Below are 14,281 nucleotides of genomic sequence, written 5' to 3' on the forward strand. Positions count from 1 at the left end.
TCCGTCAGTCACGCCGAGGTCCTTGTCGCAGTTCCACCGACAGCAAGTCCTCGGTGGTGTAGCCAGGCTCCGCGTGCACCGAGAACACGAGGGAGTGCGGGTCCTTGATCCTTGCTTCCGCCGGGATGGCGTACTCGGTTACTTCGTGTCCGTGGTCGACATCGGAGCGCAATACCTTCGCCAGCGGTGCGCCGTTCAGGGTGAGCCGCTGGCGGCGGCCCGGATCCTGCCGGACCCTGACCCTGAGGAAGGCTGCGTCGGTACCGGGGTCCTTGAGGATGTAGGAGAACCAACCCGTTGCGGTCCGCCAGTGCAGTCCGTCTTGTCCACCGGCCTTTGTGCCTTCGCCGGCGAAGGAATGGTCAGCTTCGGGCTGCTGCTCGCCTGCCGTGACGGCGTCGACGACGGCTTCCATGTCCGCTGCGTCTGCGTCCATGGCGGCGAGTTCGGCTGCCCGCACGGCGGGCGCGGGGCCGGTTGGCCAGTAGACCGTGTAGCGCTCGTCGTGGATCTCCGCGAACGGTTCGAGCCGGACCCGGACGGGAGAACCACCCTGGGTGGCGGTGAGTTCCGCGGAAAGCGCTTCGCGGCTGACCATAACGACGGCGTCTGCCGGCTCTTGCGCGGAGACCACCGGGGCATGTGCCAGCGCCAGTTGGTGGCCGCTGGCAACATGGCCCATGCGTTCGTCGGGTGCTTCGAAGCTTCTTATGCCTGCGTTCCCTTCCCTGGCGGCAAGGACCACAGGTCCGTACAGGAAGGACACCCACGGCGAGCCGTCCGGAAGGGCTTCGGCCCGGACTTCAGCGCGGAGCCTGATGGAAACTGTGGTGGCGCCCTCCCAGACGCGCCGGATGAGTACGGGGTGGCCGTCGTCGGCGGTTCCAGCCTGTGGTGAGACCCCCGCGTCGCTCTGCGGCAGGCGGACCTCCATATCGGTGGCCCACGCCGGGCGTCGAAGCCGCAGGGTGAACTCTGCGGGGGTGTCCGCGGTGACGGTCAGCGTGGCGACGTCCGAGTACGGGAAATCCGTCTCCAGTTGGACGTGTATCCCGCGCTCGGTCCAGTCCAGGGTGGATGGAATGTAGAGGTTGACCGCCAGGGTGTCGCCGCTGTGGCTGTAGATGAGCTCCCCGTAGCTGGCGTGGTTCTCCATGCCGGAGCCCACGCAGCACCACATAGATTCGTGGACCTTTGAGTACACGCGGTAGTGGGACGGCCGCATGGGCGTGAAGTACACAAAGCCTCCCCGCTCGGGGTGCTGGGAGGAAAGGATGTGGTTGAAGGTGGCGCGCTCATAGAACTCCACCGCCGCCGGATCACCGGTCCGTTCGAAACGGAGTTTGGCGAGCTTGAGCATGTTGTACGTGTTGCAGGTTTCCGGGCCCTGGACGTCCAGGACCATGGGGGTGAAGTCCCGCGCCGGATGGAAGTGTTCGCGGACGCTGTTGCCGCCGATCGACACGGTCCGTTGCCTGGTGACGACATCCCAGAAGTGATCGGATGCCTTGACGTAGCGCGCGTCCCCGGTCGCCTGGGCAAACCGTTCGTAACCAAGCACCTTGGGAATCTGCGTGTTGGCGTGAAGTCCATCCAACCGGTCGTCACCCGCAGCCAGCGGATCAAGGAGTGCCCGGTGCGAGAAACGGCGGGCCTCGCGCAGGTAGTCTTCCCGGCCGGTCAGCCGGGCAAGGGACGTCCAAGTGTCGTTCATGCCGCCGAACTCTGTGGTGAGCACCTCCTCGAATGAGTCGTCGTCCAGATGGCGAGAGACCGTGAGCCACCAGTCCGCCAGCCGGGTGAGTACCGTCAGGGCTTTCTCGGAGCGGGCATGGGTGTACGCGTCCAGGAGGCCGGCAAAGGTCTTGTGAAGGTTGTAGAGCGGGACCCACCGGCCATTGAGCGTAAAGAGATCAGCGTCGATGTTCCCGGCCGCCAGCTCTTCGCCGAGCCGGCGTCCACCGGGCACGCCACCGAGGTAGCCGTTTCCGGCTGCAGCCTGGCATTGTTCCAGGACCTCCACAACGTACTGCACCCGTTCCAGCAGCCGGACGTCGCCGGTGGCGGCGAAGAGCCGGGCGCAGGCCGTCAGGTAGTGCCCGCCGATGTGCCCTCCCATGCCGTCGGATTCCCAGCCGCCGTAGGGTTCCGCTGCCGCACCAAGTCCCGCTTCCTGCAGGTACGGCGCGCAAAGACGGTCGGCGTCGAGTTCGAGGACATACCGGACGTCAACGTCTTGCGCGGTCTTGAATTGGCCGGGCAGCAGCCGGATCCGGTCCAAGGGAAAGGACGACGGCGGCAGTTGCGTGATTGCCGGGGGAATGGTGAGGTGCATGGTTGCTTTCATGGATGTGGCTTCCGGGGAAGGCGCGCGCTCCCTCATGCTTCCGCAGTTTGTGCCTGCAGGGGCTAGGTGGAGTCGCGCACGATGAGCTGGCAGGGCAGCGCGTCTATCCCGGGCCTGGGATTACCGGTGATGGCTTCGAGGACGCGTGCTCCTGCCGCGCGGCCCAGTTCTTCGAGGTTCATGTCGATGGTGGTCAGGGCGGGGCGGCTGTTCAGGGCCGCTGCTGCCCAGTTGTCAAAGCCGATGATTGAGACGTCATGGGGCACAACGATGTTTGCCTCGCGCAGGCCGTCAGCTACGCCGCGGGCGATTTCGTCACTGCCGCAGAGCACCATGTCCACGGGTTCCACCCGCTGGCGGAGCATCTGGGCAGCCTGCCTGCCCCACGCCTCGGACCAGTTTCCGTAGAGTGCACGGTCGCCCACGAGGGTGAGCCCGAAGGTCGGGGCGTGTTCCTGGACGGCCTGGGCGCGGATCCGGGCAGAGTAGTCCTGGCGGGGGCCCGCCACGTAGGCGATGTTCTGATGCCCCAGGTTGGCTGCATGTTCCAGGGCCAGGAGCATGCCCTGCACTTGGTCCACCACCACTGACATGTCGTCGGGGTCTGAAGACTGTCCCATGACATAGACGATCGGCACTGATGTTTTGGGGAGCGGGGCGCGGGGGCCGGTGTGGTTGGTCATGACGACGATTCCGTCGACATTCCGCGAGGCGAGCGTTTCAACGCAGTGGCGCTCGCGGACCAGGTCACCCCGGGAGTTGCTGATGAGCACCGACGCCTGGTCGGGGCCGAATGAATCCTCGAGGCCGTACATCACCGGAATGCTGAAGCGTCCGATGTCATCCGAGGTGACCAGGCCTATGGTGATCACCCCGCCGCTGCTGGTTTCGGCAGGCAGGGTTTCGAAGCCAAGCTTGTGTGCTGCAGCCAGGACCCTGTCCCGGGTATCTTCCCGGAGCTGGCCCCGATTGTTGAGTGCTTTGGAGACCGTGCCAATTGATACCCCGGAGGCATTGGCGACGTCGGCCAGGGTGACCCGGCGGGAGGGAAAGCTCACGGTTCTCCTGACATGGGGGATCTGCTCGCGAAACCAAGCCTATGTTTCTGCAGTTTTCCTGTCAACGGAAATGTTTCTGGATTTTTCCGCTGGCGACTGATACGTTTCACAACGTGTAATCCAGGTCACCTCACAGAGGAATGTCCGGACCATCAGGCAACACACTGAGCAAGGAGGCTCGCATGATCAACAGAAGGCATTTCCTCACCACCGTGGCCGTCGGCACCGCATCTGCCGCAGCTTTGGCAGCATGTGGAACAGGCACCGGCACCAGTGCCGGAGAGACGGGCTCCGCGGAGAGCCCGGTCACCATCAACTACACGTGGTGGGGCAACGATGACCGGGCCGAGCGTACCCGCAAGGCGATCGCGCTGTTCGAGGAGAAGAACCCGGACATCAAGGTCAACGGCAACTTCACCGACTTTGCCGGCTACTGGCAGAAGCGCGCCACCGAGGCTGCCGGCGGCGGGCTGCCGGATGTGATGCAGTGGGACCTGTCCTACCTGCGTGACTACGGCCAGCGCAACCAGCTCCTGGACCTGGGCACCGTGAACATCAACACGGACGCGTTCGAGAAGTCCCTGCTGCCCTCGGGGCAGATCAAGGGCAAGACCTACGGCATCCCCACCAGCACCAACGCGTTCGCTGTCTACTACGACCCCGCCAAGCTGGCGCCCTTGGGCATCGCGGAGCCCACCGGCACATGGACGTACAAGGAGTTCAACGACTTCATGACGGAGGTGGGCGCCAAGAGCAACGGCGCTATTTACGGCGGCGGCGACTACACGTCCGTCTGGTGGATGTTCAACATCTGGCTGCGCCAGAACAATATCGAGGCCTTCACCGAGGACGGCAAGCTCGGCTTCACCAAGGATGACCTGAAGAAGTGGTGGAATACGACCGCGGCCCTGCGCGGCACCCCGGCCATGATTTCCGAAGAGCGCGTCACCCAGTTGGCGCCGAAATCACCCTTCAGCTCGAACTCTGCAGCGACCGAGTTTACTTGGGACAACTTCATGGCCGGCTACCTCTCGGACACCGGCGCCAAGGAGCTCAAGCTGGTGCCGCCGCCCTCGGACGATCCGGACAACCTGGGCCTGTTCCTGAAGCCCTCCATGCTGATGGTGGCCAGCGCCAAGACCAAGTACAAGGACGCTGCCGGCCGCTTCATCGACTTCATGGTCAATGATCCCGAGGTGGGACAGATCTTCAAGACCTCCCGCGGTGTCCCGGCGTCGAAGACCCAGCGCGACGGCACCACCTTCGAAGGTACGGACAAGCTCGTGGTGGACTACGAGAAGTCCATCGAGCAGTACCTCAAGGACGCACCCGAGCCGCCGATCGTCGGCTTCGGTACCCTCGAGGCGTCCTTCAAGCGTGTCGCCTCCGACTTGAACTTTGGCAAGCTGACTGTCGACGGCGCCGCCGACGCATGGTTCAAGGAAGCCGAAGACCTTATCAAGCAGAACGCCTGACCAGGCGCTGATAAAGGGAGGTGGCGGCGCCAACTGGCGAACGGCGCCGCCACGGCCGGAACTGGGCCGACTAGCAGTGTGAATCCACGCTGGCCAAACGATGGGTAGGCGCCAGCAGGGGGTTGTGGGCCCGTTGGCCGGCTGCTGCTTTGTTGGCACTCACTCACACAATGGCGTGCGGAGGCCGGAAAATGAGCGAACCGTCCAGGAGGGTAATTCCCGAGCAAGGTGAGTTTGACGAGGAGCCCGGCGAAGGCCGGCCTCCCCGACGGGCAAGCCGTACATGGCTGGTCCGCGGCCTCGGAGTGGCCCTCGGCGTCATCGTCTACTTCCTCCTCAGCGGCTCCGGACTGTCCAACGACGCCCGCGTGGTGGCCGGCGTCGGCACCCTCATGGCGGTCTGGTGGATGACTGAGGCTGTGCCGTTGTCCGTCACGTCGCTGCTGCCCATCGCGTTGATGCCCGTGTTGACGGAACGGACCATTGCCGAGACCACTGCTCCTTACGCCAACCCGATCGTCTTCCTGTTCCTTGGCGGCTTCCTGATCGCGATTGCCATGCAGAAGTGGAACCTCCACCGCAGGATCGCGCTGTTGACCCTGCGGCGCGTGGGAACCCACCCGCGCCAGATCATCCTGGGCCTGATGATCTCCACCGCGTTCCTGTCGATGTGGGTGTCCAACACCGCCACCACGCTGATGATGCTGCCGATTGCCCTGAGCGTGCTGACCCTCGTGGTGGAGAACAGCAAGCATGGCGCGGAAGCCGCCGTCGGTACTGGTGGAAGAGACGTTGGCGAGGAACTCCGGGCCGGCGGGGCCGTCAGTGACCTCATCGAGAACCGCGAAGTGCGCGTCTTCGGCGTCGCCCTGGTCCTCGCGGTGGCATGGTCCGCCACCATCGGCGGGCTGGGAACCCTCCTCGGCAGCCCTCCCAACGCCATTGTGGCCGGCTACATCAGTGACGAACTTGGAAAGACCGTCGGTTTCGCCCAGTGGATGATGCTCGGCGTCCCTATTGTTGTTGTGTTCATCGGGCTGGCGTGGCTGCTCCTCACCCGGATGATCTTCCGGTTCCACCTGGACGAGGTGCCCGGCGGCAAGCAGCTCATCAATGACGAGATCGCCGCACTGGGGCCTATGAGCCAGGGCGAGAAAATTGTGCGTGCGGTGTTCGTTGGCGCCGCATTTTTCTGGATTGTGCCGGGACTGCTGTCCAACATCGGCGACCTGGGTGACCAACTGCCCTTCCTGGACATCTTCGACGACACCGTGGTTGCCATCGCGGCCGGTGCCCTGCTGTTCATCATCCCCGGCGACAAGCAGGGGAACATGACCCTCAACTGGAAGGACGCAGAAGAGGGTCTGCCCTGGGGCGTCCTCCTGCTGTTCGGCGGCGGCCTGTCGCTGGCTGCCGCGGTGGCGGGCACCGGCCTGGACGCCTGGTTCGGTGAACGGGTCAGCGGCCTCGGGGCCCTGCCGATCATTCTGTTGCTGGCCACGGTTGTCCTGATTGTCTTGTTCCTCACCGAGATCACCAGCAACACCGCCACAGCGGCCACCTTCATCCCCATCCTGGGCGGGGTAGCCATCGGCATCGGAATCGACCCCATGGCGCTCCTGATCCCGGCGGCACTGGCGGCAACCTGCGCGTTCATGCTGCCGGTGGGAACACCTCCCAACGCCATCGTCTTCGCAACCGGCAACGTCAAGATCAGCGAGATGGTCCGCGGGGGCATCGTGCTCAACGTGGTGGGCGTCCTCCTGATCACCATCTTCACCGTGCTCATTGGCCCGTTCGCATTGGGCCTGGTGCTCTAGAGAACTTCCCAGCCTCCGGACGTAAACTGACCTTCGCACCACACCTTGTGGACACTGTGTCAGGGAGCCGCCCATGCTCTGGAAGCTGCTTGTTGAATACCTGCGGCCGCACCGCAAGCTGCTGGCCGCCGTCGTGGTTTTCCAGCTCGCGCAGTCCATCGCGTCCCTGTACCTGCCCACCCTCAACGCGGACATCATCGACGAGGGCGTGGCCAAGGGCAACATTGGCTACATCCTCAGCCTGGGCGGGGTGATGCTGGGGATCACCCTGTTGCAGATCGTCTGCGCGGTGATCGCGGTGTACTTCGCGGCGAAGGCGGCGATGGGTGTGGGCCGGGACCTTCGGGACGCCATCTTCACAAGGGTGGGGGAGTTCTCCGAGCAGGAGGTCACCAAGTTCGGCGCCCCCAGCCTCATCACCAGGTCCACCAATGACGTCCAGCAGGTCCAGCAGCTGGTGCTCATGTCCGCCACCATGCTGGTCACCGCGCCCATGCTCAGCATCGGCGGCGTGATCATGGCGGTGCGGCAGGACGCGCAGCTGTCCTGGCTGATCGCCGTCGCAGTCCCGGTGCTGCTGGTCGCCGTCGGCCTGCTCACCGCCCGGATGGTGCCGCTGTTCCGCAAGATGCAGACGCGGATCGACACCGTGAACCGGGTCCTCCGCGAGCAGCTCACGGGCATCCGCGTGGTGCGCGCCTTCGTACGCGAGGACATCGAGACCGAACGCTTCGCCCGCGCTAACGCGGACGTCACGGACACCGCCCTGCGCGCCGGCCGGCTCATGGCGCTCGCCTTCCCCGTGGTGATGCTGGTCCTGAACGTTTCGTCCGTGGCCGTGATCTGGTTCGGCTCGTTCCGCATCCAGGACGGCTCCATGCAGGTGGGCACGCTCATCGCCTTCCTGAGCTACCTGCTGCAGATCCTGATGTCCGTCATGATGGCCACGTTCATGGCCGTGATGATCCCGCGCGCCGCGGTGTCCGGGGACCGGATCGGGGAGGTGCTGCGGACCGAGTCGAGCGTCCGGCCGCCGCTTCATCCCATTAGTACGACGGCGGCACAGGACGGCCGCCGCGGCGAGCTGGAGATGCGCGACGTCGGATTCGCCTACCCGGGTGCCGACCAGCCGGTCCTCAGCGGGATCAGCTTCACCGCCAGGGCAGGGCAGACGACGGCGATCATCGGCAGCACCGGCGCCGGCAAAACCACCCTGGTGAACCTCATGCCCCGGCTGTTCGACGCGACGGAAGGCTCGGTCCGGATGAACGGCGTGGACGTCCGCGAGCTGCACCCGGACCTGCTCTGGGGGCATATCGGCCTGGTCCCGCAGCGGCCCTACCTGTTCAGCGGCACCGTGCGCAGCAACCTCCTCTACGGCAAGCCGGACGCCACCGAGGACGAGCTCTGGACCGCGCTGGAGATCGCCCAGGCCCGCGACTTCGTGGAGCGGATGGAGGAGGGGCTGGACGCGCCCATCAGCCAAGGCGGCACCAACGTCTCCGGCGGGCAGCGCCAGCGGCTGGCCATTGCCCGGGCCCTGGTCAAGCGGCCCGAGCTGTACATCTTCGACGATTCGTTCTCCTCGCTGGATACCGGCACCGACGCCCGGCTCCGGCAGGCCCTCAAGCGCAGCACCGCCGGCGCCACGCTGGTGATCATCGCCCAACGCGTGTCCAGCATCGTGGACGCGGACCAGATCCTGGTGCTCGACGACGGCAGGATCGTCGGGCGCGGAACGCACCGCGAGCTGCTGGAGACGTCCGGGACGTACCGGGAGATCGTCTCCTCCCAGCTGGCAGCGGAGGAGACGGTATGAGCGCGCCGCACCGTCCGCCGTCGTCCGCCTCTTCCGGAAGCGGCGCTCCAGGGACCAGCTCCGGAACCGCACCCGCGGCCAAAACGGCAAGCGCCGACGTCGTACGCATCCCCCGTCCGGTGGGCGGGCCGGGAAGGGGCGGGCCGTTCGCGGGGATGAACGTCCCGGCGGAGAAGGCGATGAACTTCTGGCCGTCGGCCAAGCGGCTGATGGGGACGCTGCGGCCGGAGCGGGCGTGGCTGCTGCTGGTGTTCGTGACGGCGGTGGCCGGGGTGGCGCTGTCCGTGATCGGGCCGCGGCTGCTGGGGGAGGGCACCAACCTGATCTTCGCCGGCGTGGTGTCCCGGGAGCTGCAGGCGGGGGTGAGCAAGGAGCAGGTGATTGCGCAGCTGCGGGCGTCCGGGGAGGGGCAGCGCGCGGACATGCTCAGTGCTATGGACCTGGTGCCGGGGCAGGGGATCGACTTCGCGGCGCTGGGAAGTGTGCTGACGTGGGCGCTGGTGCTGTATGTGCTGTCGTCGGCGTTTATGTGGGTGCAGGCGTATGTGCTGAACGGGGTGGTGCAGCGGACGGTGTTCGGGCTGCGGGAGCGGATCGAGGCGAAGATCAATCGGCTGCCACTGCGGTACTTCGACTCGATCCAGCGCGGCGAGCTGCTCAGCCGGGTGACGAACGACGTGGATAACATTTCGCAGAGCCTGCAGCAGACCATCAGCCAGGCGGTTACGTCGGTGCTGACCGTGGTGGGCGTTCTGGTGATGATGTTTATCCTGTCGCCCACCCTGGCGCTGATCGCGCTGGTGACCATTCCGCTGACGCTGGGGATCACTGCGCTGATTGCCAAGCGCTCGCAGAAGCTGTTTGTGGCGCAGTGGAAGCACACGGGGGAGCTGAACGGGCAGATCGAGGAGACGTACACCGGGCATGCGCTGGTGAAGGTGTTCGGCCGGCAGCAGGAGGTGGGAGAGCGGTTCCGGCAGAAGAACGCGGAGCTGTACTCGGCCAGTTTTGGCGCGCAGTTCATTTCCGGGCTTATCATGCCGGCCATGACGTTCATCGGGAACCTGGTGTACGTGGGGATTGCCGTGGTGGGCGGACTGCAGGTGGCGTCCGGGGCGATGCAGCTGGGCGACGTGCAGGCGTTTATCCAGTACTCGCGGCAGTTCACCATGCCGCTGGCGCAGCTGGGGTCCATGGCCAACGTGCTGCAGTCCGGAGTGGCGTCCGCGGAGCGGGTGTTCTCTTTGCTGGACGAGGACGAGGAGTCTGTTGAGCCTGCGCCTTCTGCGGGGCCGGTGTTTGGGCGGGGGCGGCTGGTGTTCTCGGATGTCTCGTTCTCGTATTCGCCGGAGCAGCCGCTGATCTCTTCGCTGTCCCTGGTGGCGGAGCCGGGGCAGACGGTGGCGATTGTGGGGCCCACCGGGGCGGGGAAGACCACCCTGGTGAACCTGATGATGCGGTTCTACGAGATTGATGCGGGGCGGATAACGCTCGACGGCGTGGACGTCACCTCCGTGCCGCGGCGCGAGCTGCGCTCGCGGATGGGGATGGTGCTGCAGGATACGTGGCTGTTTGCGGGGTCGATCCGGGACAACATTGCGTACGGCCGGCCTGGGGCTACCGATGCTGAAATCCTGGAGGCGGCGCGGGCGACGTATGTGGACCGGTTCGTGCGGTCACTGCCTGACGGGTACGACACGCTGCTGGAGGACGAGGGCTCCAATGTGTCCGCGGGGGAGAAGCAGCTGCTGACGATTGCGCGGGCGTTCCTGGCCCGGCCGTCAGTGTTGATCCTGGATGAGGCGACGTCTTCGGTGGATACCCGGACCGAGGTGCTGGTGCAGAAGGCCATGAGTGCTTTGCGGAGCGACCGTACTTCCTTTGTGATTGCGCACCGCCTGTCCACGATCCGCGACGCCGACCTTATCCTGGTGATGGAGGCCGGCCAGATCGTGGAGCAGGGGACGCACGGTTCACTGCTGGCTGCTGGTGGAGCTTACGCGCGGCTGTACGAGGCGCAGTTCGCGGCTCCGGTGGCGGAGGTTTAAGGGGCGAAGGCCGTTCATGGTTTTCCGCCTTCAGCTTGTGCTCCCCTCAGAAGGGCCCCGGCTTCTGTACTGTCTCCACTCCGAAGCAGCTGTACACTCCTCGTGGCCGCAGTTCCCCGGTTGTGAAGTCCGTTTCGACTTCAACGCCGGCCACTCATGCAAGAACCCTGTACTTACGGCTTGGGACGAACATGCCGAGCCGGGGTGAATAGAACGTCACACCCTCACTGGACTTATTCGAACCCGGGTAACACCCGCTCGAAAACCTCAGCTAAGCCGTCTCTTGCCCCCTTACGAATAACAACAAGATTGGCAGTTGGTGTCCGCGGGTAACCCAGCCGGGATCCAGACTCGTCGAATTCACAGAAGGCTTCAACGAGATCCCGTTGGAAAGGCACGTCGTATTGGGCATCAGCAATATCCGGAAACCCGGGATCCACTATCGAAAGCCTTCCCTCCGGGTGCTCCACTACCCAGCGACGTAAAGCAGCATTGATGTGCTCATCACGCATGGAGTAGCCGACTATGACGAGGTGTTCTGTGGATTCCAGAAACCGATCAAATTCGATCAGCATAGCCAAGAAAGGGCCGTCGGCACGTAGTTTTGAGCCCTGCCCAAACACCACGCCCATATTGCTTCCCCATAGTTTTCGGTCGTCATCCTCACCGACCAGGACGCGGTCAACCGCGATTCGTTCGCCGTCTTCGCGTCGAACTCGGAGACGCCAATCAAGTGAGCCATGCAACTTCAGGAGACGAACGTTGGCCTCAGGACGCCAACTCCATTTGTAACCCCCCAGCCAGCTTTCGATGCCGGTATCAAGGTCAGCACCCTGCTGCTTAGCCAGTAATTCCACGCTGTTGTCATAGTTGAGCGTTGCAATCTGAACGGTAGTTGACTCAGCAGTTCTAAGCAGGGGGGAGAGATACTCTACGCTTTCGGCCGAAACCTCGAGAGTTGACACCAGACTTTCAATCATTTCTTGCTCTAAGCGACGATATATTTCGGACGAGTCAATAGTCCTAGCGAGAGCCTCAACACCCTCCTTGAACTTTCGTTCCAGAGAAGAAGTGCCAAAGCGATCGTCGTGGACTGCCTTTCTGAACTCACCACCCCAAAACGCAGGCAGCCGTCCGTTAGCTCCAAACGAATCGATTCCCCCACTCCAAGCGGCCACGAACGGCGTAAGTTCATGATCATTCCTTCGTGCGAGCATTTGTATGGAGGCGAAGATCCGTTCAACATCTATACCGTCATAAGCGCTCTTCCCCCGGGCCGTGTCATGCGCGACAATTGCCCCGATCGCTACATGAAGTGCCTGCGACACGGGAGACCGTCCCCAGCCAGTGTCCAGACGCTGAGTGATAACCCGAGTTAGCTCTACCGAGACTGGCAACCCTGCGTCAACAGAGGCACCGGCCCCGAGAAGAAAAGTCACCTTGCCGGCCCCGTCGATAGTCATAGGCACAACATACCGGTAAGCGCGCTTTCCCGGCGCGAGCCCACCCGGGGGAAATGGCTCGGCGTCCACCCCACACGGCTGGATCTCGCGTTGGTTGATGCTGCCATGTCCATCGGCTGATCGTGCCGACTGGCTCCTTAAAGAAGCCACCCAGAACATGTGAATTCATGAAAGAAACTCGAACATGCCATTTTGAGTCACGCCAGACCGACGGGACGAAAGGATTCGTCTGAATCACCTTGAACGAAGGCCACGGGTGTCGGAAAGCACTACCTGCCAAATCCGAGAACCCAGACTTGCGCGGTTGCCAAGGAGTTACCCCTAAGTCGCTCCATGCAATTGTCCAACGGCGTGATTTAATTCCAGACATGACGTCGCTCCGCTCCTCCACCCCAGATGGGGGCGCCTTGGGCTGGACAGATCTCATTGAGTGAAGCTGGCAAGCCCGCGTTAAAACTGCTCCAAGGCGGTGGTGGCGGCGAGTGGGACTATGCACCCCAGGTCGCGCTTGAAATTCAGCTCGCAGCTGCTGCTGATCCACAGATTGCCGTTACCTTAGTTCCCATCCTCGAAACCGCCGAGCGGGGGGAGACCGTATGGGATGAGTCCGTAGTGAAATACCCAATGGGATTGAACCAGGAGGTTGGTGAGCTCATCGTCAATATCGGTCGTGATAAGTACCGCCTGTACTTCGCCGAGCCATCCGGGTTTCCTGGGGTTCTCTTGGCACTGAAGTTCGGGTACAAGTACGGACATGACTGGAAGAAAATGCAGAATGACGACATCCGGGAGGCGGGCGATCGCCTGACCCTTTGGATGAAGCAACAGAGGAAGAGTTAACTTGTGCAGCCCTCTACTTGCGGTTAACCTCAAGTCATGACGTCCAACAGCAAGATTCTCGAAATGCTCGGTTTGGATCTCGACAATCCGGAAGATCTCTTGGGTGTGCAACTGGCCGAGGAAGACCACGAGTTCATTCAGGAACTGATCCGCATGCGCATCAAAAAGGGTCTTCGGCAAGCCGATGTGGCTGCGAAAATGCGGCGCGACCCCTCAGCCGTTTCTAACTTCGAACGACTCGGTGGAGATCCTCACCTCTCAACCATTCGACGCTATGCACAAGCAGTCGGGCTTCGAATCCGTCACAGAGTAGAGGACGCAGAGCCTTCCGCGCGCGACAGAGAGGTCCTAGAGTACGCAGCGAATGTGGTCCCCCTCTTCAGCAAGAAGATCGGGAGTGGCAGCCTTTCGGCCGTCTACTCTGAGATGGAGCAGGCTGAGGCTGTGCTTTGAGCAAGAAGAGCAGGACTAAGCAAATCCTGAGACACCACCTCAAAATTGAGGGACTTAAGGTTCTGTCAGTTCAAGCGGCCGTCGACTCTAGCGAACATCACGACATGGAAATCGAATGGTCCACCCGTGCTGATCATGTGGGATCATCCAGCATCTTCGTATTAGGACATCTCGTCGCGAAGGGCAACAGAACGACCTCTGCGGTGACGGTCGTCGCGTATTGTCTCCTCGACGACGACTATCGCGAGGAAATATCAGAAGACGTCCTTAGGTCTGTGACGACGGACACGTCGGTGCCCCACGTGCTATACGACATAGCCGCAGCCGCCAGTCAACAACTGTTAGGCGTCGTCCAAATGGACGGACCTCTCCCGCGTACAACACCAAAAGCCAAGTGGCTGGATGTCAGCACAGAGAACGACTAAAGCGATCGGGAGTACGATCGCTTGATGAACTAAAGGCGGGGTCGATCCCAGAGAAGGCTCCATTTTCATGTTTGGCGTTCGGCCCGCCTAACACGGTTTCGACCTTCCCACCCTGCAACGAAGGCGGGGACCAGTCGCTACTCCCATGCAGAAACACACCCAGCGGCCAGCCTGCTGGCCAAGAGTCCAGATACCGGGGGCAGCCTCCTCGACGCCGAATGGGATGCGCCGGAGAGAGCATGGTTCGGACGCATCGCAGGTGCTCCGCTGTTTCCCACGAGAGGAAATTGCATCATGGCGAGAAAATCGGCGGACTTGGGCAACCGCGACATGCCCGATTGCTCAAAAAATCTTGAAGTCTACGTGCTCGAGCCCTCAGAGGTTCAAATCTTGCTTTGAAGGGCCGATCCTGGTGGAGACCAGGCTTGAAAGCGGCCGCCTCGGAATTGGATGTGCCCATAAGGTGAGTATTTGAAGGTCTGGAGGCCACTGGATATTGCCCTTCGGGGCCATTGATATTGCCGGTGGGGGCC

At 63.0% G+C, this 14,281-nt stretch carries 10 protein-coding genes; 7 read left to right on the forward strand and 3 right to left on the reverse strand.

Going from position 1 to position 14,281, the window contains the following annotated elements:
- Positions 1–4 precede the first annotated feature (4 nt).
- Both IEX43_RS15645 and IEX43_RS15650 read right to left on the reverse strand, forming a co-directional pair.
- The gene (locus IEX43_RS15645) at positions 5–2,347 is read right to left on the reverse strand and encodes a beta-L-arabinofuranosidase domain-containing protein (protein WP_188812432.1); all 2,343 of its coding nucleotides are present in this window, start codon (positions 2,345–2,347) and stop codon (positions 5–7) included.
- A gap of 62 nt (positions 2,348–2,409) precedes the next feature.
- Positions 2,410–3,405, reverse strand: a complete 996-nt coding sequence (locus tag IEX43_RS15650) for a LacI family DNA-binding transcriptional regulator (RefSeq protein WP_188812434.1) — start codon at positions 3,403–3,405, stop codon at positions 2,410–2,412.
- 182 nt (positions 3,406–3,587) lie between these two features.
- On the opposite strand from IEX43_RS15650, the gene IEX43_RS15655 reads away from it, so the two are divergent.
- The 4 genes from IEX43_RS15655 to IEX43_RS15670 all read left to right on the forward strand — a co-directional run bounded on the left by IEX43_RS15655 (position 3,588) and on the right by IEX43_RS15670 (position 10,567).
- Positions 3,588–4,880 carry an ABC transporter substrate-binding protein gene (locus tag IEX43_RS15655; protein WP_188812436.1) on the forward strand — a complete coding sequence of 431 codons (1,293 nt, stop codon included), beginning with the start codon at positions 3,588–3,590 and terminating at the stop codon, positions 4,878–4,880.
- A gap of 191 nt (positions 4,881–5,071) precedes the next feature.
- Positions 5,072–6,700 carry an SLC13 family permease gene (locus IEX43_RS15660; protein WP_188812438.1) on the forward strand — a complete coding sequence of 543 codons (1,629 nt, stop codon included), beginning with the start codon at positions 5,072–5,074 and terminating at the stop codon, positions 6,698–6,700.
- Positions 6,701–6,773: 73 nt separating this feature from the next.
- Positions 6,774–8,519 carry an ABC transporter ATP-binding protein gene (locus tag IEX43_RS15665; protein WP_188812441.1) on the forward strand — a complete coding sequence of 582 codons (1,746 nt, stop codon included), beginning with the start codon at positions 6,774–6,776 and terminating at the stop codon, positions 8,517–8,519.
- Positions 8,516–10,567 (forward strand): ABC transporter ATP-binding protein, encoded by a 2,052-nt coding sequence (locus IEX43_RS15670; protein ID WP_308422247.1) that lies wholly within the window; start codon positions 8,516–8,518, stop codon positions 10,565–10,567. Before IEX43_RS15665 ends, IEX43_RS15670 begins: the two co-directional genes overlap by 4 nt.
- Positions 10,568–10,800: 233 nt before the next feature.
- On the opposite strand, the gene IEX43_RS15675 is transcribed toward IEX43_RS15670, so the two are convergent.
- Positions 10,801–12,030, reverse strand: coding sequence for an SIR2 family protein (locus IEX43_RS15675; protein WP_188812443.1), 1,230 nt, complete (start codon positions 12,028–12,030; stop codon positions 10,801–10,803).
- 426 nt (positions 12,031–12,456) lie between these two features.
- Here IEX43_RS15675 and IEX43_RS15680 point away from each other — a divergent pair, with 426 nt between their 5' ends.
- From IEX43_RS15680 to IEX43_RS15690, 3 genes are read left to right on the forward strand one after another with little or no spacing between them, the layout of a single operon-like run.
- Positions 12,457–12,870: a hypothetical protein gene (locus IEX43_RS15680; RefSeq protein ID WP_188812445.1), complete on the forward strand. Its 414-nt coding sequence runs from the start codon at positions 12,457–12,459 to the stop codon at positions 12,868–12,870.
- 36 nt (positions 12,871–12,906) lie between these two features.
- Positions 12,907–13,323: a helix-turn-helix domain-containing protein gene (locus tag IEX43_RS15685; RefSeq protein WP_188812447.1), complete on the forward strand. Its 417-nt coding sequence runs from the start codon at positions 12,907–12,909 to the stop codon at positions 13,321–13,323.
- Positions 13,320–13,748 (forward strand): hypothetical protein, encoded by a 429-nt coding sequence (locus IEX43_RS15690; protein ID WP_188812449.1) that lies wholly within the window; start codon positions 13,320–13,322, stop codon positions 13,746–13,748. The genes IEX43_RS15685 and IEX43_RS15690 overlap by 4 nt, the downstream gene beginning before the upstream one ends.
- Positions 13,749–14,281: the final 533 nt, after the last annotated feature.

The sequence above is a fragment of the Pseudarthrobacter polychromogenes genome, from assembly GCF_014644495.1.
Lineage (GTDB): Bacteria > Actinomycetota > Actinomycetes > Actinomycetales > Micrococcaceae > Arthrobacter > Arthrobacter polychromogenes.